The following is a 21660-nucleotide window of genomic DNA, read 5'->3' as shown; positions in this document are numbered from 1 at the left end:
GACGGGCGGTTAAGGAAACCATTGTCGACTCTGGCGGCGAAACAGGGTGATCAATGACGCCGTTAGCGGCGTCTGTCGGGTGTCCCGCCGCTGGATCAGAAAATAGGCCGCCGTCGGCAACGCTTCGCGGACGGGGATCATCATCAGCTTGTCCGCCATCAGCGGATCGTTGCCGAGCTCCACCGGCAGGATACTGAGAAAATCGCTTTTCACCACCAGGCTGATGCACGACGAGAAGGTCTCGCACACAATATTCACCTTTGGCGCCAGCCCGGCCTGATTAAACCTGTCCTGCAGCTGTTTAAAGTAGCTGCCGCGCGGCGTCGGCATGGTCCAGTGGTGATCCATCAGCTCCACCAGCGAGGTGGCCTGCGCCGCCGGATGCCCCGCGCGAGCGAACACCGCGAACGGTTTCTCAAACAGTTTTTCAAAGCTGAACTCATGGTCGTACGGCCCGGGATAGTAGGTATTGATGGTGAAATCCAGCTCTCCCTGGCGCAGCTCATTGATCATCGCCAGCAGCTGGCCCTCCATGATCCGCACCTTCACCTGAGGATGCTGCTGATGAAAGCGGCAGATCACCGACGGCATCAGCGACCGGGCGACGCTGGCGCCAAGGCCAATATTGATCTGCCCGGCCTGCTCTCCCTGACGCTGCAGCAGTTCATCCTGCGCCGCCCGCAGCTCCTCAAGGATCAGGCTCGCATGTTGATAAAAACTTTCGCCATTGTCAGTCAGCGCCACCCCCTGGCGGCGGCGGACGAACAACTGAGCGGAAAGCCCCTCCTCGAGCTCTTTAATCGCTTTGGTCAAGGCCGGCTGCGAGATCGCCAGCGAGCGGCTGGCGCCGCGAATACTCCCTTCCCGGGCCACCTCGACGAAGGCGCGAATTTGATGAAATTTGATCTGAAAGGCCATGCTTTTGGTGATAACCCTTGTTTATCAGACGCAAGAAAATGACATCTACTGTAATCCATCAGGCTGTGGCAGGTTAAGAGCGTTAAGGCCTGTAGCGTGTCAGTGATAAATAAAAGCTATCACATCGTGAACGCCATCACATTTTTTACTTATGACAGGATAAGCTATGCCGCAACTTGATGAATACCTGCGCCAGCTGGCGCCAGCCATGACCCAATGGCGCCGCGATTTTCACCTGCACGCTGAATCCGGCTGGCTGGAGTTTCGCACCGCCAGTAAGGTGGCGGAGATCCTCGACGGGCTTGGCTACCAGCTGGCGCTGGGGCGCGACGTCATCGATGCCGACAGCCGGATGGGGCTGCCGGATGAGGAGACCCTGGCCAAGGCTTTCGAGCGCGCCCGCGAGCAAGGGGCGCCGGAACGCTGGTTGCCGGCGTTTGAAGGCGGGTTCGCCGGCGTGGTGGCGACGCTCGACACCGGACGTCCCGGCCCAACCCTGGCCTTTCGCGTCGACATGGACGCCCTCGACCTCAATGAGCAGCACGATGACAGCCATCGCCCCCATCGCGACCATTTCGCCTCCTGCAACGCCGGCATGATGCACGCCTGCGGCCACGATGGGCATACCGCCATCGGGCTGGGGCTGGCGCATGTGCTCAAGCAGTATGTCGCCCAGCTCAATGGCGTCATTAAACTGATTTTCCAGCCTGCTGAAGAGGGTACCCGCGGCGCCCGCGCGATGGTGGCCGCCGGCGTGGTGGACGAGGTGGACTATTTTACCGCCATCCATATCGGCACCGGCGTCCCGGTCGGCACCGTGGTGTGCGGTGGCGACAACTTTATGGCCACCACCAAATTCGATGTGCAGTTCAGCGGCGTGGCCGCTCATGCCGGCGGCAAGCCTGAAGATGGGCGCAACGCGCTGCTCGCCGCCGCCCAGGCCGCCCTTGCCCTGCACGCCATCCCACCGCACAGCGCCGGCGCTTCGCGGGTCAACGTCGGGGTGATGCAGGCCGGCACCGGACGCAACGTGGTGCCCTCCTCGGCTCTGTTAAAAGTGGAAACCCGCGGCGAAAGCGAAGCCATCAACCAGTATGTTTTTGACCGGGCGCAGCACGTCATCGCCGGGGCCGCGGCGATGTATCAAGCCGGGTACGAGTTACGCATGATGGGGGCCGCCACCGCCAGCGCCCCGTCGCCGGCGTGGGTGGCGTACCTGCGCGAACAGGCCGCGCGGGTGCCCGGCGTGCAGCAGGCGGTGGATCGCATCGCCGCCCCGGCGGGATCGGAAGACGCCACCCTGATGATGGCCCGGGTCCAGGCGCGCGGCGGCCTTGCGTCATACATGATATTCGGCACCGAACTGAGCGCCGGTCATCACAACGAGAAGTTTGACTTCGACGAGAGCGTAATGACGGTCGCGGTCGACACCCTGGCGCGCGTCGCGCTTAACTTTCCCTGGCAGCGGGGGGTGTGATGGACCCGATTTTTCAGTTTGTTGAAGAGGTAATTGAGGCAAGCCGCGAGACCTATTGCGCCATCGCCGATGATATCTGGGACCACCCGGAGACGCGCTTTGAGGAGTTCTGGTCCGCCCGGCGGCTGGCGGACGCCCTGGAAGCGGAAGGTTTCCAGCTGACCCGTGATGCTGGCGGGATCCCCAATGCTTTTATCGCCAGCGTCGGCGAGGGCCAACCGGTTATTGCCCTGCTGGGCGAGTTTGACGCCCTGGCGGGTCTCAGCCAACAGGCCCATTGCGCGGAGCCGACATCGTCAACGCCGGGGGGCAACGGTCACGGCTGCGGGCACAATCTGCTCGGGACAGCGGCTTTCGCCGCGGCGGTTGCCGCCAAAAAATGGCTGCAGCAGCACGGCGGCGCGGGCACCCTGCGCTTCTACGGTTGCCCGGGGGAAGAAGGCGGCTCGGGCAAAACGTTCATGGTGCGCGAAGGGCTGTTTGATGACGTCGATGCGGCCCTCACCTGGCATCCGGAGGCCTGGGCCGGGATGTTCAGCACCCGCACTCTCGCCAACATTCAGGCGGCGTGGCGCTTTACCGGCACCGCCGCCCACGCCGCCAATTCGCCGCACCTGGGGCGAAGCGCCCTGGACGCGGTCACCCTGATGACCACCGGCAGTAACTTCCTGAATGAACATATTATCGAAAAGGCGCGGGTTCATTACGCCATTACCGATACCGGCGGCGTCTCGCCCAACGTCGTCCAGGCCCAGGCGGAAGTGCTGTATCTGATCCGCGCCCCGGAGATGGCAGATGTAGAACAGATCTTCGCCCGCATTGAGAAGATTGCCCAGGGGGCCGCGCTAATGACCGAGACCCACGTCAGCTGCCGCTTTGAAAAAGCCTGTTCCAGCTATCTGCCCAACCGCACGCTCGAAGCGGCGATGTATCAGGCGGTAGCGCATTACGGCACGCCGGCATGGAGCGACGACGATCGCGCCTTTGCCGCGGCGATCCGCGCCACTCTCAGCGCCAACGATATCAACAACAGCCTGAACAATATCGCCGGCACCGGCGGCGAGGCGGGGAAAACCTTCGCTCGTCGCCACCGCGATACGCTGCTGATTGATGAGGTGGCGCCGTGGGCGGCCACGGATACGATTCTCGCCGGCTCCACCGACGTCGGCGACGTCAGCTGGAAAGCGCCGGTGGCCCAATGCTTCAGCCCCTGCTTCGCGGTGGGTACCCCGCTGCACAGCTGGCAGCTGGTGAGCCAGGGACGCACCGCCATCGCCCATAAAGGGATGCTGCTGGCGGGGAAAGTCCTCGCGGCGACGGCGATCCGTTTATTCAGCGACCGCGCGCTGCTGGAGGCCAGCCAGCGAGAGCTCAGGCAGGCGCTGGCCGAACATCCTTACCGCTGCCCGATTCCGGCGGAGGTGAGACCGTCGGTTTTACGATAACCATAAGACCAGACCGCTCCTGACAGACGCTGACCGGCATAGCGGCACGCACCGACCATAATAACCGCCGGCAGTACGGGAGCAGGCCTGCCCAACACAACAACGACAACAGAGGAACGCCCATGAGTATGTCATCCATACCGTCGCCTTCCCCCGCCGGAAAGCGCTATGGCTGGGTAGAGAAGATCGGTAATAAGGTCCCGCACCCGTTTTTGCTGTTTATCTATCTTATCGTGGCGCTGATCGCCGCCACGGCGATACTCTCCGCCTTCAACGTCGGGGTGCAAAACCCTGCAGACGGGTCGCGGGTGGTGGTCAAAAACCTGCTCAGCGTGGAAGGGCTGCACTGGTTTTTACCGAACGTGATTAAAAACTTCAGCGGTTTCGCGCCGCTGGGGGCGATACTCGCCCTGGTGTTGGGCGCCGGCTTTGCCGAGCGGGTGGGCCTGTTGCCCGCGCTGATGGTCAAGATGGCCTCCCACGTTAGCGCCCGTTATGCCAGCTATATGGTGCTATTCATCGCCTTTTTCAGCCATATCTCTTCCGACGCCGCGCTGGTGATCATGCCGCCGCTGGGGGCGCTGATGTTTCTCGCAGTCGGTCGGCATCCGGTCGCCGGCCTGCTGGCGGCGATAGCCGGCGTGGGCTGCGGCTTTACCGCCAATTTACTGATCGTCACCACCGACGTGCTGCTCTCCGGGATCAGCACCGAGGCGGCCAAATCCATCGATGCCTCTCTGCACGTCAGCGTGATCGACAACTGGTACTTTATGGCGACCTCGGTGATCCTCCTGACCCTCGTCGGCGGTTTAATCACTGACAAGCTGGTGGAGCCGAGGCTGGGACAGTGGCAAGGCAGCCGCGACGAAAAGCTGCAAACCCTGACCACTGAGGAGCGTTTCGGCCTGCGCATCGCCGGGGTAGCAACGCTGGCGTTCGTGGCGGTCATCGCCCTGATGGTGGTTCCTGAAAACGGCATTCTTCGCGATCCGGTTCAGCACACGGTGATGCCCTCGCCGTTTATCAAAGGCATCGTGCCGCTGATCATCTTTTTCTTCTTTGTCGTGTCGCTGGCTTACGGCATCGCCACTGGCAAAATTCGCCGTCAGGCCGATCTGCCGCAGTTGATGATTGAGCCGATGAAAGAGATGGCCGGATTTATCGTGATGGTCTTCCCGCTGGCGCAGTTCGTGGCGATGTTCAACTGGAGCAATATGGGCAAGTTTATGGCCGTTGGCCTGACGGACCTGCTGGAGAGCGCCGGCATGAACGGCGTCCCGGCGTTTGTCGGTCTGGCGCTGCTGTCGGCTTTTCTGTGCATGTTTATCGCCAGCGGCTCGGCCATCTGGTCGATTCTGGCGCCGATCTTCGTGCCGATGTTCATGCTGCTGGGCTTCCACCCGGCGTTTGCGCAGATCCTGTTTCGCATCGCCGATTCATCGGTGCTGCCGCTGGCGCCGGTTTCACCGTTTGTACCGCTGTTTCTCGGTTTTTTACAGCGCTACCGACCCGACGCCCGCCTCGGGACTTACTACTCGCTGGTGCTCCCTTACCCGCTGATTTTTCTCGCCGTCTGGCTGCTGTTGCTGGTGGGCTGGTATTTGGCAGGACTGCCCATCGGCCCTGGCATTTATCCGCGGCTCCCTTAAGCCGTTGAAGCGCCAGGGACGGCTGCTTACTCTTAACGCGGCACCTTCATTTTGACCTTACGGGGGACATCTGCGGCTCCGGCGAAGAAGCCGAAAAGCGCGCGATACCCGCGTTCGAGCAACAGCGTGAGGCCGTGGATAACGAGGCCGCTGAAGATCAATACGATTACACCAGTCAGTATATATTGCATAGCCCCACCTCTGAGTTATTAACCGCGCCGCGACGACGCGGTGGCACCTTCCCGGGCGCGCAAAGCGGCGCGGAGGACCGGCGTCGTCAGCTTAAAAGTAGCAAAAACCATGCCCGATAACCCGCGAGGATCGATCCAAAAATAAATCAACGTACAGGCCGCAGGAAGCCGGCCGGGGATACGGGTTTATCTTTTGGGAGTATAGTTGACCGCCGCCGGCGCGTGGTATCGTGTGGCCCTCGTGTACGATGGTGGATGACTGAAACGATGTTGACCTTGCTGCAGGATAAAATGGATACCCCGCTGGGGGCGCTGTGGGTACTCTGCGACGAACAGTTTAATTTACGCGCCGTCGAGTGGGACGAGCACCGCGATCGGATGGAAACCCTGCTCGACGTACACTATCGCCGGGAAGGCTATCAGCGCGTTGACTGCCGCAATCCGGGCGGTCTCAGCAGTAAGCTGAACGACTATTTTGCCGGCGACCTGGCCGTTATCGAGACCCTGCCTACCGCTACCGCCGGCACCCCTTTCCAGCGCCAGGTCTGGCAGGCGTTGCGCGATATCCCCTGCGGCCAGGTGATGCACTACGGTCAGCTGGCCGAAGCGCTCGGTCGTCCCGGCGCGGCACGCGCGGTGGGGGCCGCCAATGGCGCCAACCCGGTGAGTATTGTGGTGCCTTGCCATCGGGTCATCGGGCGTAACGGTACGATGACCGGCTATGCCGGCGGCGTGCAGCGTAAAGAGTGGCTTCTGCGCCACGAGGGCTATCTGTTGCTTTGACTGAAAATGCCTTTTCTGGAATTTTCAGGTAATTTTACAATCAAATGTGGCTGAATAATCTATTTTTAATCAAGCAGATATCAGCTTGTTTTGATTTCCCCTGCTGATATTACGTGTTTCAGAGCCTGAAGACTTACCTGCTCATCAAAAAGATGTTAAAATTGACCAATATCAATTAAGGCCTGAGCAGACATATGATCCCTGAGAAGCGAATTATTCGACGCATTCAGTCTGGCGGTTGTGCTATCCATTGTCAGGATTGCAGTATCAGCCAGCTCTGCATCCCCTTTACTCTGAACGAGCACGAGCTTGATCAGCTGGATAATATTATCGAGCGGAAAAAGCCCATCCAGAAAGGTCAAACCTTGTTCAAAGCCGGTGATGAGCTGAAATCGTTGTATGCCATTCGCTCCGGGACCATCAAAAGCTACACCATCACCGAGCAAGGCGATGAGCAGATTACCGGCTTCCACCTGGCGGGCGATCTGGTGGGCTTTGACGCCATCGGCACCGGCCTGCACCCGAGCTTCGCCCAGGCGCTGGAAACGTCGATGGTATGCGAGATCCCCTTTGAAACCCTCGACGATCTTTCCGGAAAAATGCCGAATCTGCGTCAGCAGATGATGCGCCTGATGAGCGGTGAGATCAAAGGCGACCAGGATATGATCCTGCTGCTTTCCAAAAAGAACGCCGAAGAGCGCCTGGCCGCGTTTATCTATAACCTGTCCCGCCGTTTCGCGCAGCGCGGTTTCTCTCCCCGTGAGTTCCGTCTGACCATGACCCGCGGCGACATTGGCAACTATCTCGGCCTCACCGTCGAAACCATCAGCCGTCTGCTGGGGCGTTTCCAGAAGAGCGGCATGCTGGCGGTGAAAGGCAAATACATCACCATTGAAAACGGCGACCTGCTGGCCCAGCTGGCCGGTCAGGCGCGTAACGTCGCTTAATCTCCGCGCAACACCTGGTCAGGATCGGCAATTTTTTCAGATTTGTTGATCTGACCAGGCTCCTCCCCTGTTTCAATTCATCCATATAGGTTATCTTTTTAATAACTGACGGTAGCTGCAGTTGTAAGGAGACCCTGTATGGCGAAGTATCAGAGCATGCTGGTAGTAATCGATCCTAACCAGGACGACCAGCCGGCACTAAGGCGAGCGGTGTACCTGCACCAACGGATTGGTGGACGCATCAAAGCCTTTTTGCCGATCTATGATTTTTCTTATGAAATGACCACCCTGTTGTCGCCGGATGAACGGACGGCGATGCGTCAGGGCGTCATTGCCCAACGAACGGCCTGGATCCGCGAGCAGGCGAAATTCTATCTTGAATCCGGTGTGCCGATTGACGTGAAGGTGGTGTGGCACAACCGCCCCTTCGAAGCCATTATTCAGGAAGTGATCAGTGAGAAACACGACCTGCTGCTGAAGATGGCCCACCAACACGACAAGCTGGAAGCGGTGATCTTCACCCCGACCGACTGGCATCTGCTGCGTAAGTGCCCTTGCCCGGTCTGGATGGTGAAAGACCAGCCATGGCCAGAAGGCGGTAAAGCGCTGGTCGCCGTCAATCTGGCCAGTGAAGAAAATTATCACAACACCCTCAACGAGAAGCTGGTGCGCGAGACCCTGTCGCTGGCGGAAGAAGTCAACCACACTGAAGTGCACCTTATCGGCGCCTATCCGGTCACCCCGATCAATATCGCGATTGAGCTGCCGGATTTCGATCCCAGCGTCTACAACGACGCCATCCGCGGCCAGCATCTGCTGGCGATGAAAGCCCTGCGGCAGAAGTTTGGCATTGACGAGAAATTCACCCACGTGGAAAAAGGGTTGCCTGAGGAGGTGATCCCGGATCTCGCCGAGCATCTGCAGGCGGGGATCGTGGTGCTGGGTACGGTCGGACGAACCGGCCTCTCCGCGGCGTTCCTTGGCAATACCGCGGAGCAGGTTGTCGACCACCTGCGCTGCGATCTGCTGGTGCTTAAACCAGAGGCCTATCAGACGCCGGTGGAACTGGACGACGACGACGACGATTAATCTTCCCTTCCGGAACGTTCATCATCCCCCGCCTCGCGGGGGATTTTTTTGCCCGCTTTCCCTCAGGCACAAAAAAGGGCCGCTTGCGGCCCCGTCATGGCATGGCGACCCTGAACGATTCAGTGGATACCCAGACGCCAGGCCAGATCGATCTCTTCTTTCAGCTCCAGCGAGGAGAGCGCCATCAGGTCAGCAAACTCCAGTTCCAGCAGTTTAAGTTTTTTCAGATACTGCGCTGGAGTCATGACGGTGGTGTCGCGGCGTAAGAATTCGATGGCCATCTGCGTTGGGGTTAACTCGGTATCCATAATATCCTCTGTCTGATGTAAGAACCGGAACATTATATCACCTTTTACCGCTTATTTTATGAACAATCCCTGGCATCCTTGTGCATATAAAAAAGCCGTCTCACAGGAGACGGCTTATAAACAAACGTTGTAAAACAATAATGTTACATTACAGCGCTTTCAGGATCGCATCGACGCTGGCTTTGGCATCACCGAACAGCATATGGGTGTTCTCTTTAAAGAACAGCGGGTTCTGTACGCCGGCGTAACCGGTGTTCATCGAACGCTTAAAGACCACCACGTTCTGCGCTTTCCACACCTCAAGCACCGGCATGCCGGCGATCGGGCTCTTCGGATCGTCCTGCGCCGCCGGGTTGACGGTATCGTTAGCGCCGATGACCAGCACGGTGTCGGTATCGCTGAAATCATCGTTGATCTCATCCATCTCCAGCACGATGTCGTAAGGCACTTTAGCCTCCGCCAGCAGGACGTTCATATGTCCCGGTAGACGGCCGGCGACCGGGTGAATGCCAAAGCGCACCTTAATGCCGCGCGCCCGCAGCTTCTCGGTAATTTCTGCCACCGGATACTGCGCTTGGGCCACCGCCATACCATAGCCCGGGGTGATGATGACCGAGTGCGAATTTTTCAGCATCTCCGCCGTCTCTTCGGCGCTAATTTCGCGGTGCTCGCCCACTTCTTCATCGCCGCCGCTGGAGGAGCCATCGGTGCCGAAGCCGCCGGCGATCACGCTGATAAAGGAGCGGTTCATCGCCTTACACATAATGTAAGAGAGGATGGCGCCGGAAGAGCCCACCAGCGCGCCGGTGACGATCAGCAGGTCATTGCTCAGCATAAAGCCCGCCGCCGCCGCCGCCCAGCCCGAGTAGGAGTTGAGCATCGAGACCACCACCGGCATGTCCGCGCCGCCGATGGAGGCCACCAGGTGCCAGCCGAAGGCCAGCGCGATCGCGGTCATCGCCAGCAGGCACAGGACCTGGGTGCCGGTGCTGTCGGAGCGCACAAAAATCACCATCAGGATGAAGGAAACCACCAGCGCCGCCAGGTTAAGCTTATGGCGATTAGGCAGCATCAGCGGTTTGGAGGAGATCTTGCCGCGCAGTTTACCAAACGCCACTACCGAACCGGTGAAGGTCACCGCGCCGATGAAGATGCCGAGGAACACTTCGGTCAAATGGATATTGACCAGAATCTGCTCCATGCCGGTTTCATGCTGCAGGTAGCTGTTAAACCCTACCAGCACCGCCGCCAGGCCAACGAAGCTGTGCAGGATGGCCACCAGCTCCGGCATCTCGGTCATTTCGACCTTCTTCGCCAGACGAATACCGATTGCCCCACCGATCACCATCGCGAGGATAATCCAGCCGACGTTGCCGGCGTCCGGACCCAGAATAGTGGCGATCAGGGCGATGGCCATCCCGGCGATGCCGAAATAGTTGCCCTGCTGCGAGGTTTCGTGTTTCGACAGACCCGCCAGGCTGAAAATAAACAGGATTGCAGCAACAATGTATGCAGCTGTAACTAATCCACCAGACATGTGCTACCCCTTATCCTTTGCGAAACATTTTCAGCATGCGCTGAGTCACGGTAAAACCACCGAAAATATTAATGCTGGCGATCAGTACCGCGATAAAGCTCAGGAAGCTGACCCAGCCGCCATGGCCTATCTGCAGCAACGCGCCAACCACGATAATGCCCGAAATGGCGTTCGTCACCGACATCAGCGGCGTATGCAGCGCATGGGAGACATTCCATACCACGTAGTAACCCACCACGCAGGCCAGCGCGAAGACGGTGAAATGGCCGAGGAACTCTTTAGGCGCCACGTTGGCCAGCCAGCCGAAGAGAATAATCGCCAGCGCTATCAGCGCATATTTGCGCCACGGCGACGCCGGTTTCACCTCTTCTTTCGGCGCTTCCACTTTTTTCGCCGCGGCCTGCGGCTGAGCGGAGACCTGAATCGGCGGCGCCGGCCAGGTGATTTCGCCTTCACGCACCACGGTCACACCGCGCACCACCACGTCATCGAAATCGATGACGATATTGCCGTCTTTCTCTTTGCACAGCAGCTTCAGCAGGTTCACCAGGTTGGTGCCGTAGAGCTGGGAGGACTGGGTCGGCAGACGGCCTGGCAGGTCGGTATAACCGATAATTTTCACGCCGTTGGCGGTGGTCACCACTTCGCCCGGCACGGTGTACTCGCAGTTGCCGCCGTTTTGCGAGGCGAGATCGACCACCACGCTGCCCGACTTCATGGCGTCAACCATTTCCCGGGTGATCAGCTTCGGCGCCGGCTTGCCCGGAATTAACGCCGTGGTGACGATAATATCGACCTCTTTCGCCTGGGCGGCGAACAGCGCCATTTCGGCCTGAATAAAGGCCTCGGACATCACCTTGGCATAGCCGTCGCCGCTGCCCGCTTCCTCTTTAAAATCCAGTTCGAGGAATTCGGCGCCCATACTCTGCACCTGCTCCTTCACTTCCGGACGGGTATCGAAGGCGCGAACAATCGCCCCCAGGCTGTTGGCGGCGCCAATCGCCGCCAGACCGGCCACCCCGGCGCCGATAACCATCACCTTGGCGGGCGGAACTTTGCCTGCCGCGGTAATCTGCCCGGTAAAGAAACGGCCGAATTCATGGGCCGCTTCAACGATAGCGCGGTACCCGGCGATATTGGCCATTGAGCTGAGCGCATCCAGCGACTGGGCGCGGGAGATACGCGGCACCGAATCCATCGCCATCACGTTGATATTGCGGGCCGCCAGTTTTTCCATCAGCTGCGGGTTTTGCGCCGGCCAGATAAAACTAATCAGCGTGGTTCCTGGATTCAACAGGGCAATTTCATCGTCATTCGGAGCATTGACCTTGAGGATGACATCAGACTGCCACACCTCATCGCCGGTCACGATCTCAGCCCCCGCCTGGGCGAAGGCCTCATCGTCAAAGCTGGCCAGCTTCCCGGCGCCGCTTTCTACCGCGACGCTAAAGCCGAGTTTGAGCAACTGCTCAACGGTCTTCGGCGTGGCGGCGACCCGGGTCTCCTGGGCTAGCCTTTCTTGTGGTACACCAATACGCATAGTTTTCCCTTCCATCGGTTTTTGATGATGGTTTACTTTTCTGACCAACAACGACAGGACGGCAAAATCGTCCTCGCCGTCTTTCGCTGTCTGCAAAATGAAACAGTAACAAACTTTTTATAACCTACTGAAAATAGCGATTGTGATCTACAGCGATAAAACAGAAATTTTGATTTTATTGCTTATTGTCAGCACAGATGGTTCCGGGCAGCAATATTTACCTGAATTTGCCTTTCAGGCCTGATAATCCGCTTATCCAGTGGTATAAAACGCCATTTATCGCCATTGAGATCATTGTATTAACATTACATTAACTAATAAAAGTGGTATCGATTATCGTTTTTGCTGGTCAAGCGGCTGTTTTTTCAACATATCGAAAAATGTTATCTTTCCGTGGTATACGATTCGGGCGGCAAGCAAAAAATGACGCAGACAGTCACAGCGATTAAATGCAATAATCAAACGTTTTCAGTCAACAACAACACCAGTATATGGTTTGCGCAAGGCAAAGGATTATTTTTATGAAGCTTAAAAACACCCTCCTGGCGTCTGCTCTCCTGACAACCGCCACGTTGTCTGCCCACGCAGCGACCGAGTTGACCCCGGAGCAGGCGGCTGCGCTGAAGCCCTACGATCGCGTTGTCGTCACCGGCCGGTTTAATGCCATTGGCGACGCGGTGCAAGCGGTATCGCGCAAAGCTGACAAAGACGGCGCGGCCTCATTCTATGTTGTCGACACGTCGGATTACGGCAATGGCGGCAACTGGCGCGTCACGGCTGACCTCTATAAAGACGACGCGCCGAAAGCGGATGCGCCGAAAAATCGCATCATCAATGGCGTGATGGAGCTGCCGAAAGATCAGGCCGTTGAGCTGATGCCTTACGACACCGTCACCGTCCAGGGCTTCTATCGCAGTCAGCCGGAAGTGAACGACGCCATCACCAAAGCGGCGAAAGCGAAAGGCGCCTATGCGTTCTTCATCGTCCGCCAGGTGGACGCCAACCAGGGCGGCAACCAGCGCATTACCGCGTATATCTATAAAAAAGATGCGGAGAAACGCGTTCTGCAGAGCCCGGACGCTATCCCGGCTGATTCTGAAGCCGGCCGCGCGGCGTTGGCCAAAGGCGGCGAAGCGGCGAAAAACGTCGAAATCCCGGGCGTCGCCACCACCGCGGCGGTTGGCTCCGGCACCGGCGTAGGTCGTTTCTTCGAGACCCAGTCGTCGAAAGGCGGACGTTACACTGTCACGCTGCCGGACGGCACCAAAGTTGAAGAAGTGAACAAAGTGACCGCGGCGCAAATGGTGCCGTTCGATAACATCAAGTTCACCGGCAACTATGGCAACATGACGGAAATCTCTTATCAGACGGCGAAACGCGCGGCGAAGAAAGGGGCGAAGTACTACCACATTACCCGCCAGTGGCAGGAACGCGGCGGCAACATCACCATCAGCGCCGATTTGTACAAATAATCGCTGCTGACTGGCTAAAAAGGCGGCGCATCGCCGCCTTTTCATTTTTTTTCATCCCCCGCCATTGCATGGCCCCCGGACACTCCGTAAAATCCCGCGCCTTAGCGCAATCTTCCATTTTTATGCGATTTCGCAAAATAAATATTCTGGAACAGCCATTTTCACCTCGGGAATGCAATGGAAAAGAAACTGGGCCTGAGCGCCCTGACCGCCCTGGTCCTTAGCTCAATGCTCGGCGCTGGCGTATTCAGTTTGCCGCAAAATATGGCGGCCGTGGCCAGCCCTTCCGCTCTGCTCATCGGCTGGGCGATCACCGGCGTCGGGATCCTGTTCCTCGCCTTCGCGATGCTGCTGTTGACCCGTATTCGCCCCGACCTCGACGGCGGGATCTTCACCTACGCCCGTGAAGGGTTCGGCGAGCTGATCGGCTTCTGTTCCGCGTGGGGCTACTGGCTGTGCGCGGTGATCGCTAATGTCTCCTATCTGGTGATCGTCTTTTCGGCGCTCAGTTTCTTCACCGATACCCCTGAGCTGCGCCTGTTTGGCGATGGCAACACCTGGCAGTCGATCGTCGGCGCTTCAGTTCTGCTGTGGGTAGTCCACTTTCTGGTCCTGCGTGGGGTGCAGACGGCGGCGGGGATTAACCTGGTCGCGACCCTCGCCAAGCTGTTGCCGCTGGGGGCGTTTGTCGCCCTCGCCGCCCTGGCCTTTCAGCTGGATACGTTCCGCCTCGATTTCAGCGGCGTGGCGCTGGGCGTACCGGTGTGGGAGCAGGTTAAAAACACGATGCTGATCACTCTGTGGGTGTTCATCGGCGTCGAAGGCGCGGTGGTGGTCTCCGCCCGCGCGCGTCACAAGCGCGACGTTGGGCGCGCGACGCTGCTCGCGGTGCTTTCGGCCCTCGCGGTGTATCTGCTGGTCACCCTGCTGTCGCTGGGTGTGGTGCCGCGTAGCGAACTGGCCGAAATGCGCAACCCGTCGATGGCGGGACTGATGGTCAGACTGATGGGCTCGTGGGGTGAAATTGTGATTGCCGCCGGGCTTATCGTGTCGGTGTGCGGCGCCTATCTCAGCTGGACCATCATGGCCGCCGAAGTGCCTTACCTCGCGGCCACCCACAAAGCCTTCCCGCGCCTGTTCGCCCGTCAGAACCGCAACAACGCCCCCTCCGCCTCGCTGTGGCTGACCAATATCAGCGTTCAGGCGTCGCTGGTTTTGATCTGGCTGACCGGTTCGGACTACGGCACCCTGCTGACTATTGCGTCAGAGATGATCCTCGTGCCCTATCTGCTGGTCGGCGCCTTTTTGCTGAAAATCGCCACCCGTCCGCTGCATCAAGCGGTGGGTATCGGCGCCTGCATTTATGGCTTATGGTTATTATACGCGTCGGGACCTGTGCATTTGCTGTTGTCAGTGGTACTTTACGCTCCGGGTCTTCTGGTCTTTTTGTACGCGCGGCGTACGCACCAGCACGATCGTTCGCTCAAACGCCGCGAATTGGCGCTAATTGGTTTATTGCTGGTTGCCGCTGTGCCGGCAACGTGGATGCTGGTGGGGTAAGCGGTCGCCCTGCCGCCTAAATCAAAGGAGATACCCATGGCTGAAATACAGCCCCGCCCGGTTCTGATCACAGGAGGAGGCCGCCGCATCGGCCTCGCGCTGGCGCACCATTTTCTGCAGCAACATCAGCCGGTCATCGTCAGCTATCGCACGCCCTATCCGGCGATCGATGACCTGCGCCAGGCAGGCGCTCTCTGTCTGCAGGCCGACTTCAGCAGCGATGACGGCATTCTGACCTTTGCCGAAGCGGTTAAATCGCATACCAGCGGCCTGCGGGCCATCATCCACAACGCCAGCGACTGGATGGCGGAGAAGCCGGGAGTACCGCTCAGCACGGTGATCAACCGCATGATGCAGATCCACGTCCATGCCCCCTATCTGCTCAACCACGCGCTGGAAGAACTCCTGCGCGGCCACGGCCATGCCGCCAGCGACATTATCCATATCACCGATTACGTGGTGGAGCGCGGGAGCGATAAACATATCGCCTACGCCGCCAGCAAGGCCGCGCTGGACAACATGACCCGCTCCTTCGCCCGCAAGCTGGCGCCGGAGATCAAAGTCAACGCTATAGCCCCGTCGCTGATCATGTTCAATGAAGGTGACGACGAGGCCTATCGTCAGCAGGCGCTGGATAAATCGCTGATGAAAATCGCCCCGGGCGAGAAAGAGATCAGCGACCTTATCGACTATCTGTTTACCAGCCGCTACGTGACCGGCCGGTCATACGCCGTCGACGGCGGTCGCCCTCTGCGTTAGTGGAAGCGGCTCCAGCCAACAATCAACAGCCAGGCGCACAGCCCCCAGCACCCCACTGCGCCTGCCAGCGCTAACGGCAGGCGCATGATGCCGGTGAAGTACCACAGCGACAGCAGATAGATAAAATAGGGAACGATCGACCACATGCCGAACACGATAGTGGCGCGCAGGGCTTCAATACCACGCTCGCTGGCAACAATATAGTGGGCGATGAGCGCAAAGGTGGGAAACAGCGGAATAAGCCCGGCGATGGCGTAGTTTTTGGTTTTCGCCAGCACGCCAATCAGCACCACCACCAGCGCGCCCAGCAGCCCTTTGAGTAACAGCCCCATGTCCATATGCCTTAACAATGAATCAACAAGTTAGCGCAGCATAGCGGAATTAGCGCTGTTTATAAAACAGGAATGGCGGGTAAAATAGCCGCGGTGTATGTTACTTCTTTTACTGATGTGCAATAGACATGAATAAAATCGTTTTTGTTGAGGATGATCCTGAGGTAGGAGCGCTGATCGCCGCCTATCTCGGCAAGCATGATATGGAGGTGGTGGTCGAGCCTCGCGGCGACCGCGCAGAGGAAGTGATCGCGCGGGAGAAACCGGACCTCGTGCTGCTGGACATTATGCTGCCCGGCAAGGACGGAATGACCCTCTGTCGCGATCTGCGTGGGCAATGGCAAGGGCCGATTGTTCTGCTGACCTCGCTCGACAGCGATATGAACCATATCCTCTCCCTGGAGATGGGTGCCAGCGATTATATCCTGAAGACCACACCGCCGGCGGTGCTGCTGGCGCGACTGCGTCTGCATTTGCGCCAGCATATCGCCCCGGCGGGTACAGGCGCGCCTTCGACGCTGACCCCGCACAAGACCATCTCCTTTGGCTCACTGACCATTGACCCGGTCAACCGCCAGGTGCTGCTCGGCGGAGAAAGCATCGCCCTGTCCACCGCCGATTTCGACCTGCTGTGGGAACTGGCCACCCACGCCGGGCAGATTATGGACCGCGACGCCTTGCTGAAAAATTTACGCGGCGTCACCTACGACGGGATGGATCGCAGCGTTGACGTCGCTATCTCGCGCCTGCGCAAAAAACTGCTCGACAACGCCACCGAACCCTACCGGATTAAGACGGTACGCAACAAAGGCTACCTCTTCGCCCCCCACGCCTGGGATAACTGAGCGGTCAGTCTGCGGCCCTGAAAGGGGCCCGTTTCACCGCCTGTTCCCCGGCGGCAAGCGCATCGCATTTTTTCGCCACCTTCGCGCTGGCTGACCGCCGCCCATTTGTCATATTGAGTAAATCAATATGTTTCGCCGTACAGAAGCCCATCACATAACCCCTCAATATGATTGTGCTCAAGGACTTAGCGTTGTCAGAGTGGCATAAAGCCTGAAAACACAGGACTTTTGCATGATGAAATACGTTGTACTTTTGGCACTTACTCTCTTCACGTCACTCTCTGGCTGGGCTTTTTCTCTCGACAACGCCGATATCCGGCTCCTCTGTCCACAGCGCGGGCAGATTAAGGTGCTTCTTCACCGCTATCAACATACCCAGCAATCCTGGGGAGATCACCATTTCGAAACCGGCGGCGGATACGTGCGCCAGGGGCCGCTGCTGGTGATCCCGTTTGCTAATCTTGATCAGATGATTTACCACCAGACCACCGGCGAATTTGCTTACTGGTATGCCGAAGCAGAACAGCTGGTGCGCTGTCGGCTGCTGAGCCTGGCCACCCTCTATCCGGTGGATATACCCTACTATCGCGAGTAGCGCCCAGCGGCGCGCAGAATACGCTGGCCACAATCCTGGCCTCATGCAGACGTAAGCCCGCAATGAGTGACACTGTCACATTTTTAACGACGTCGCTCCCCCCGGCTGGCTATTGTCAGGGGGCATAAACCCTGCTTTGATAGCGTATCGGTTATGCCCGCGCGGGCTTCGGCTCGCCCCGGTAAATCCGTGACGTTTTCGCCCTGCCCTGCAGATGGTCCGGGGCGCCGGCAGGTTTCTCTTTTTGAATATGCGGTAATGTAATGAAAAAGCTGTTCGTGCAGTTCTATCTTCTGCTCTTCGTCTGCTTTCTGGTGATGACCATGCTGGTGGGCCTGGTCTATAAATTTACCGCTGAACGCGCCGGAAGGCAGTCGCTTGACGATCTGATGAAAAGCTCACTGTATCTGATGCGCAGCGAGCTGCGGGAAATTCCGCCTCGCGACTGGAGCAAGACGCTTAAAGAGCTGGACCTTAATCTGTCGTTCGACCTGCACATCGAGCCGATGAGCAAATTTAAATTGTCGGAAAGCTCGATGCAGCACCTGCGCGCTGGGGATATTGTTGCGCTCGACGACCAGTACACCTTTATCCAGCGCATCCCCCGCAGCCACTATGTGTTATCCGTGGGCCCGGTACCCTATCTCTATTTTCTGCATGAAATGCGCCTGCTGGACGTGGCGCTGATGGCGTTTATCGCTATCTCGCTGGCCTTCCCGGTGTTTATCTGGATGCGTCCGCACTGGCAGGACATGCTGCGCATTGAGACCGCCGCCCAGCGCTTTGGCGAAGGCCACCTCAGCGAGCGTATTCATTTTGACAGCATGTCCAGCTTTGAGCGGCTCGGGGTGGCCTTTAACCAGATGGCCGACAACATTAACGCCCTCATTGCCAGCAAAAAGCAGCTGATTGACGGCATCGCCCATGAGCTCAGGACGCCTCTGGTGCGCCTGCGCTACCGTCTGGAGATGAGCGAAAACCTCACCGAGGCGGAATCGCAGGCGCTGAACCGTGATATCGGCCAACTGGAGGCGCTCATTGAAGAGCTCCTGACCTACGCCCGTCTCGACCGCCCGCAGACGGAGCTCAGCCTGACCACCCCCGATTTTCCCGCCTGGATCAGCGACCACGTCGAGGATATCCAGATGGTCAACCCGCAGCGAGAGGTCGGCCTGGCGACGCTGACCCGCGGCAACTATGGCGCGCTGGATATGCGGTTGATGGAGCGGGTGCTGGATAATCTGGTGAATAACGCCCTGCGCTACAGCAGTCAGCGGGTGGCGGTCAGCCTGACCCTGCAGGGTGCCCGCGCGTCGTTGCAGGTCGATGATGACGGCCCGGGCATTGCCCCCGAGGAGCGCGAGCGGGTGTTCGAGCCTTTTGTTCGTCTTGACCCCAGCCGCGATCGGGCGACCGGAGGCTGCGGCCTCGGCCTGGCCATCGTCCACAGTATCGCCCAGGCGATGGGGGGCGAGGTTCGCTGCGAGGCCAGTCCTCTCGGCGGCGCCCGCTTCTGCTTTAGCTGGCCGGTCTATCATCAGTTGCCCGATTTTACCTCTGCCTGAATAAAAGTTGCACAGCGGCCGCGGGCTGGGTATGCTGTAAAAATCGAATAGTATGTTGTAACTAAGGTGAATGCGATGGCCAGCTACGACCTCGTTGAACGTCTGAATGATACCTTTCGCCAGATCGAGCTGGAGCTGCAGGCGCTGCGCCAGGCGTTAACGACCTGTCGACTGCTGGCGGGCCGGGTGTTTGAGCTGCCGGCAATCAGTAAAGATGCCGAGCATGACCCGCTGGCGAACATTACTGTCGTCCAGCACACCGGGGAGGCGGCGCTGGATCTCGCCCTGCGACACTATGGCCATCTGTTTATCCAGCAGCAATCGGAAACCCGCAGCAGCAAAGCCGCCGTCCGCCTGCCGGGTGCTATCTGCCTGCAGGTCACCGCCGCGGAACAGCAGGCGCTGCTGGCGCGCATTCAGCAGATCAACACCCTTAAGGCCACCTTCGAGAAAATCGTCACCGTCGACTCTGGCCTGCCCCCCACCGCCCGCTTTGAGTGGGTGCATCGCCATTTGCCTGGATTAATTACCCTCAGCGCCTATCGCACGCTAACGCCCCTTCTCGACCCGAGCACTATCCGCTTCGGTTGGGCCAATAAGCACGTGATCAAAAACCTGACCCGCGACCAGGTGTTGATGATGCTGGAGAAAAGCCTGCAATCGCCGCGGGCGGTGCCGCCCTGGACCCGCGAGCAGTGGCAGAGCAAACTGGAGAGGGAGTATCAGGATATCGCCGCCCTGCCGCAGCGGGCGCGGCTGAAAATTAAACGGCCGGTGAAAGTACAGCCGATTGCCCGCGTCTGGTATGCCAGCGAGCAGAAACAGGTGCAGTACGCCTGCCCCAGCCCGCTGATCGCCCTGATATCCGGCAGCCAGGGGGTCAGCGTGCCGGATATTGGCGAATTGCTCAACTACGATGCCGACAACGTGCAATACCGCTACAAACCGGAGGCGCAGTCGCTGAGATTACTGATCCCTCGCCTGCACCTCTGGCTGGCTAGCGAGTAGCCAGGCTGCCGACCATCAGCTCCGGGCGCACCCAGCTGTCGAATTCGGCTTCCGTCAGGTAGCCCAGCGCCAGCGCCGAGGCCTTCAGGGTCAGCCCCTCATGGTGCGCTTTTTTGGCGATCTCCGCCGCTTTATCATAGCCGATATGGGTATTCAGCGCGGTCACCAGCATCAGCGACTCGTTGAGCAGCTGGTTGATCCGCTCGCGATTCGGCTCAATCCCCACCGCACAGTGCTCGTTAAAGCTCGCCATGCCGTCCGCCAGCAGACGCACCGACTGCAGGAAGTTGTGAATGACCATCGGCCGATAGACGTTGAGCTCGAAGTTACCCGAGGCGCCGCCGATATTCACTGCCACATCGTTACCCATCACCTGGCAGCAGACCATGGTCAGGGCTTCGCACTGCGTCGGGTTGACCTTGCCGGGCATAATCGATGACCCGGGCTCGTTTTCCGGGATGGCGATTTCCCCAATCCCGCAGCGCGGCCCGGAGGCCAGCCAGCGGACATCGTTAGCGATTTTCATCAGCGAGGCCGCCAGACCTTTCAGCGCGCCGTGGGCATGGACCAGGGCATCGACGGTGGCCAGCGCTTCGAATTTGTTCGGCGCGGTGACAAACGGCTGTCCGCTGAGCGAGGCCAGTTCGGCCGCCACCCGCACGGCATATTCCGGATGGGTATTCAGCCCGGTACCCACCGCCGTCCCGCCCAGCGCCAGCTCGGCGAGATGCGGCTGGCTGGCGTCAAGATGCTTCAGGTTATGGTCCAGCATCGCCACCCAACCGGAGATTTCCTGGCCTAAGGTGAGCGGCGTGGCGTCCTGCAGATGGGTGCGACCGATCTTAACGATATCCCTGAAGGCCACCGCTTTTTCGTTGAGCGTGGCCCGCAGCGCCTGCAGCGGCGGGAGCAATTTTTCCCGCAGGGCAATCAGCGCCGCGACGTGCATGGCGGTGGGGAACACATCATTCGAGCTTTGGCTTTTATTGACATCGTCATTGGGGTGGATTTTTCGCGCCATCCCCCGCTCACCGCCGAGCAGTTCACTGGCGCGGTTGGCCAGCACCTCGTTCATATTCATATTGCTCTGGGTGCCGGAACCGGTCTGCCAGATAGCCAGCGGGAACTCCTGGGGGTGTTTTCCGGCCAGCACTTCGTCAGCGGCGGCGACGATCGCCCCGGCTTTCTCCGGCGTCAGCAGGCCAAGATCCTGATTGACCTTCGCCGCCGCCCGCTTGGTCAGCGCGAGGGCGTATATCAGTTCTCCGGGCATTTTTTCGGTCGAGATGCGGAAATGCTCCAGAGAACGCTGGGTCTGGGCGCCCCAGAGTTTATCGGCCGGGACGTCGATGGCGCCCATCGAGTCTTTTTCACTGCGATGCGTTGTCATTACTTTCTCCTTGGATGAAAAGTGCGTCATAGCGACAAAGCTCACCTGCTTAAAAGAGTAAGTATTGGCCAGATTGAAAAGTTGTTTTGGTGGTTCGTGCCGCGGAGCGGCATAAAAAAACCGCCCCGAAGGGCGGCCCAGACCGCTGACAAAATGTAATCGTCGGGATTGCCCGGCGGCGCTGCGCTTGCACGGGCCTACAGAGAATTGCCTAACTGTTTAATATTGCTGTTTTTCGTAGGCCGGGTAA

General features: G+C 58.9%; 20 protein-coding genes. 13 read left to right on the top strand and 7 right to left on the bottom strand.

The genetic code is table 11. The features are described from left to right. Positions 1 to 9 precede the first annotated feature (9 nt). Positions 10 to 918, bottom strand: coding sequence for a LysR family transcriptional regulator (locus KHQ24_RS08335; protein WP_004887019.1), 909 nt, complete (start codon positions 916 to 918; stop codon positions 10 to 12). Positions 919 to 1084: 166 nt separating this feature from the next. Between KHQ24_RS08335 and KHQ24_RS08330 the strand changes: the two genes are divergently transcribed. The 3 genes from KHQ24_RS08330 (at position 1085) to abgT (ending at position 5489) form a co-directional block, all read left to right on the top strand. Continuing rightward, positions 1085 to 2395 carry a M20 family metallo-hydrolase gene (locus tag KHQ24_RS08330; protein WP_117130065.1) on the top strand — a complete coding sequence of 437 codons (1311 nt, stop codon included), beginning with the start codon at positions 1085 to 1087 and terminating at the stop codon, positions 2393 to 2395. Then, the gene (locus KHQ24_RS08325; RefSeq protein WP_048294800.1) at positions 2395 to 3840 is read left to right on the top strand and encodes a M20 family metallopeptidase; all 1446 of its coding nucleotides are present in this window, start codon (positions 2395 to 2397) and stop codon (positions 3838 to 3840) included. Before KHQ24_RS08330 ends, KHQ24_RS08325 begins: the two co-directional genes overlap by 1 nt. 122 nt (positions 3841 to 3962) lie before the next feature. Continuing rightward, positions 3963 to 5489, top strand: a complete 1527-nt coding sequence (gene abgT, locus KHQ24_RS08320; protein ID WP_023318148.1) for a p-aminobenzoyl-glutamate transporter — start codon at positions 3963 to 3965, stop codon at positions 5487 to 5489. Between the two features lie 32 nt (positions 5490 to 5521). Here abgT and KHQ24_RS08315 read toward each other — a convergent pair whose 3' ends face one another. After that, positions 5522 to 5680 (bottom strand): hypothetical protein, encoded by a 159-nt coding sequence (locus KHQ24_RS08315; RefSeq protein ID WP_004887027.1) that lies wholly within the window; start codon positions 5678 to 5680, stop codon positions 5522 to 5524. Between the two features lie 267 nt (positions 5681 to 5947). Between KHQ24_RS08315 and ogt the strand changes: the two genes are divergently transcribed. The 3 genes from ogt to uspE all read left to right on the top strand — a co-directional run bounded on the left by ogt (position 5948) and on the right by uspE (position 8499). Then, on the top strand, positions 5948 to 6463 hold the full coding sequence (ogt, locus tag KHQ24_RS08310; protein ID WP_004887029.1) for a methylated-DNA--[protein]-cysteine S-methyltransferase: 516 nt from the start codon (positions 5948 to 5950) through the stop codon (positions 6461 to 6463). A gap of 194 nt (positions 6464 to 6657) precedes the next feature. Next, complete coding sequence (gene fnr, locus KHQ24_RS08305; protein WP_004887031.1) at positions 6658 to 7410, top strand: fumarate/nitrate reduction transcriptional regulator Fnr; 753 nt, start codon at positions 6658 to 6660, stop codon at positions 7408 to 7410. Between the two features lie 138 nt (positions 7411 to 7548). Further along, positions 7549 to 8499: a universal stress protein UspE gene (gene uspE, locus KHQ24_RS08300; RefSeq protein ID WP_004887033.1), complete on the top strand. Its 951-nt coding sequence runs from the start codon at positions 7549 to 7551 to the stop codon at positions 8497 to 8499. Positions 8500 to 8618: 119 nt separating this feature from the next. Here the strand turns inward: uspE and KHQ24_RS08295 are convergent, their stop codons facing one another. From KHQ24_RS08295 to pntA, 3 genes are all read right to left on the bottom strand, one after another. Continuing rightward, entirely contained in the window at positions 8619 to 8807 is a 189-nt protein-coding gene (locus KHQ24_RS08295; RefSeq protein ID WP_004887037.1) for a YdiH family protein, read from the bottom strand. A gap of 148 nt (positions 8808 to 8955) precedes the next feature. Next, a complete protein-coding gene (pntB, locus tag KHQ24_RS08290; RefSeq protein ID WP_109938446.1) occupies positions 8956 to 10344 on the bottom strand; it encodes a Re/Si-specific NAD(P)(+) transhydrogenase subunit beta in 1389 nt (462 codons plus the stop codon). Positions 10345 to 10354: 10 nt separating this feature from the next. Then, positions 10355 to 11884, bottom strand: a complete 1530-nt coding sequence (gene pntA, locus KHQ24_RS08285; RefSeq protein WP_017898698.1) for a Re/Si-specific NAD(P)(+) transhydrogenase subunit alpha — start codon at positions 11882 to 11884, stop codon at positions 10355 to 10357. A gap of 521 nt (positions 11885 to 12405) precedes the next feature. Between pntA and ydgH the strand changes: the two genes are divergently transcribed. The 3 genes from ydgH (at position 12406) to folM (ending at position 15675) form a co-directional block, all read left to right on the top strand. Next, on the top strand, positions 12406 to 13356 hold the full coding sequence (gene ydgH / locus KHQ24_RS08275; protein ID WP_004887044.1) for a DUF1471 family protein YdgH: 951 nt from the start codon (positions 12406 to 12408) through the stop codon (positions 13354 to 13356). Between the two features lie 177 nt (positions 13357 to 13533). Then, the gene (locus tag KHQ24_RS08270; protein ID WP_023318146.1) at positions 13534 to 14916 is read left to right on the top strand and encodes an amino acid permease; all 1383 of its coding nucleotides are present in this window, start codon (positions 13534 to 13536) and stop codon (positions 14914 to 14916) included. Between the two features lie 36 nt (positions 14917 to 14952). Further along, positions 14953 to 15675 (top strand): dihydromonapterin reductase, encoded by a 723-nt coding sequence (gene folM / locus KHQ24_RS08265; RefSeq protein WP_043523132.1) that lies wholly within the window; start codon positions 14953 to 14955, stop codon positions 15673 to 15675. Here the strand turns inward: folM and KHQ24_RS08260 are convergent. Then, on the bottom strand, positions 15672 to 16007 hold the full coding sequence (locus tag KHQ24_RS08260) for a GlpM family protein (RefSeq protein ID WP_043523134.1): 336 nt from the start codon (positions 16005 to 16007) through the stop codon (positions 15672 to 15674). The two genes, folM and KHQ24_RS08260, sit on opposite strands and share 4 nt — an antisense overlap. 128 nt (positions 16008 to 16135) lie before the next feature. Here KHQ24_RS08260 and rstA point away from each other — a divergent pair, with 128 nt between their 5' ends. From rstA to tus, 4 genes are all read left to right on the top strand, one after another. Next, positions 16136 to 16852, top strand: coding sequence for a two-component system response regulator RstA (gene rstA, locus KHQ24_RS08255; protein WP_004887056.1), 717 nt, complete (start codon positions 16136 to 16138; stop codon positions 16850 to 16852). Between the two features lie 232 nt (positions 16853 to 17084). Continuing rightward, positions 17085 to 17447 (top strand): hypothetical protein, encoded by a 363-nt coding sequence (locus tag KHQ24_RS08250; RefSeq protein ID WP_004887058.1) that lies wholly within the window; start codon positions 17085 to 17087, stop codon positions 17445 to 17447. 263 nt (positions 17448 to 17710) lie between these two features. Further along, positions 17711 to 19012 (top strand): two-component system sensor histidine kinase RstB, encoded by a 1302-nt coding sequence (gene rstB / locus KHQ24_RS08245; RefSeq protein ID WP_043523136.1) that lies wholly within the window; start codon positions 17711 to 17713, stop codon positions 19010 to 19012. A gap of 75 nt (positions 19013 to 19087) precedes the next feature. Next, positions 19088 to 20020 carry a DNA replication terminus site-binding protein gene (tus, locus tag KHQ24_RS08240; protein ID WP_017898702.1) on the top strand — a complete coding sequence of 311 codons (933 nt, stop codon included), beginning with the start codon at positions 19088 to 19090 and terminating at the stop codon, positions 20018 to 20020. Here tus and fumC read toward each other — a convergent pair. Then, positions 20010 to 21410, bottom strand: coding sequence for a class II fumarate hydratase (gene fumC / locus KHQ24_RS08235; protein WP_004887066.1), 1401 nt, complete (start codon positions 21408 to 21410; stop codon positions 20010 to 20012). The genes tus and fumC overlap by 11 nt on opposite strands. Positions 21411 to 21660 lie beyond the last annotated feature (250 nt).

Origin of the sequence: Klebsiella sp. 54 (assembly GCF_018223875.1) — a bacterium.
Classification (GTDB): Bacteria; Pseudomonadota; Gammaproteobacteria; order Enterobacterales; family Enterobacteriaceae; genus Klebsiella; species Klebsiella quasipneumoniae.
The sequence above is the reverse complement of the archived record's forward strand: the minus strand, read 5'-3'. Positions and strand labels throughout refer to the sequence as shown.

Excerpts from the sequence above, each read along its gene's own strand:
- KHQ24_RS08335 (WP_004887019.1), bottom strand. The coding sequence starts at position 918 with ATGGCCTTTCAGATCAAATTTCATCAAATTCGCGCCTTCGTCGAGGTG.
- KHQ24_RS08330 (WP_117130065.1), top strand. The coding sequence starts at position 1,085 with ATGCCGCAACTTGATGAATACCTGCGCCAGCTGGCGCCAGCCATGACC.
- KHQ24_RS08325 (WP_048294800.1), top strand. The coding sequence starts at position 2,395 with ATGGACCCGATTTTTCAGTTTGTTGAAGAGGTAATTGAGGCAAGCCGC.
- abgT (WP_023318148.1), top strand. The coding sequence starts at position 3,963 with ATGAGTATGTCATCCATACCGTCGCCTTCCCCCGCCGGAAAGCGCTAT.
- KHQ24_RS08315 (WP_004887027.1), bottom strand. The coding sequence starts at position 5,680 with ATGCAATATATACTGACTGGTGTAATCGTATTGATCTTCAGCGGCCTC.
- ogt (WP_004887029.1), top strand. The coding sequence starts at position 5,948 with ATGTTGACCTTGCTGCAGGATAAAATGGATACCCCGCTGGGGGCGCTG.
- fnr (WP_004887031.1), top strand. The coding sequence starts at position 6,658 with ATGATCCCTGAGAAGCGAATTATTCGACGCATTCAGTCTGGCGGTTGT.
- uspE (WP_004887033.1), top strand. The coding sequence starts at position 7,549 with ATGGCGAAGTATCAGAGCATGCTGGTAGTAATCGATCCTAACCAGGAC.
- KHQ24_RS08295 (WP_004887037.1), bottom strand. The coding sequence starts at position 8,807 with ATGGATACCGAGTTAACCCCAACGCAGATGGCCATCGAATTCTTACGC.
- pntB (WP_109938446.1), bottom strand. The coding sequence starts at position 10,344 with ATGTCTGGTGGATTAGTTACAGCTGCATACATTGTTGCTGCAATCCTG.
- pntA (WP_017898698.1), bottom strand. The coding sequence starts at position 11,884 with ATGCGTATTGGTGTACCACAAGAAAGGCTAGCCCAGGAGACCCGGGTC.
- ydgH (WP_004887044.1), top strand. The coding sequence starts at position 12,406 with ATGAAGCTTAAAAACACCCTCCTGGCGTCTGCTCTCCTGACAACCGCC.
- KHQ24_RS08270 (WP_023318146.1), top strand. The coding sequence starts at position 13,534 with ATGGAAAAGAAACTGGGCCTGAGCGCCCTGACCGCCCTGGTCCTTAGC.
- folM (WP_043523132.1), top strand. The coding sequence starts at position 14,953 with ATGGCTGAAATACAGCCCCGCCCGGTTCTGATCACAGGAGGAGGCCGC.
- KHQ24_RS08260 (WP_043523134.1), bottom strand. The coding sequence starts at position 16,007 with ATGGGGCTGTTACTCAAAGGGCTGCTGGGCGCGCTGGTGGTGGTGCTG.
- rstA (WP_004887056.1), top strand. The coding sequence starts at position 16,136 with ATGAATAAAATCGTTTTTGTTGAGGATGATCCTGAGGTAGGAGCGCTG.
- KHQ24_RS08250 (WP_004887058.1), top strand. The coding sequence starts at position 17,085 with ATGATGAAATACGTTGTACTTTTGGCACTTACTCTCTTCACGTCACTC.
- rstB (WP_043523136.1), top strand. The coding sequence starts at position 17,711 with ATGAAAAAGCTGTTCGTGCAGTTCTATCTTCTGCTCTTCGTCTGCTTT.
- tus (WP_017898702.1), top strand. The coding sequence starts at position 19,088 with ATGGCCAGCTACGACCTCGTTGAACGTCTGAATGATACCTTTCGCCAG.
- fumC (WP_004887066.1), bottom strand. The coding sequence starts at position 21,410 with ATGACAACGCATCGCAGTGAAAAAGACTCGATGGGCGCCATCGACGTC.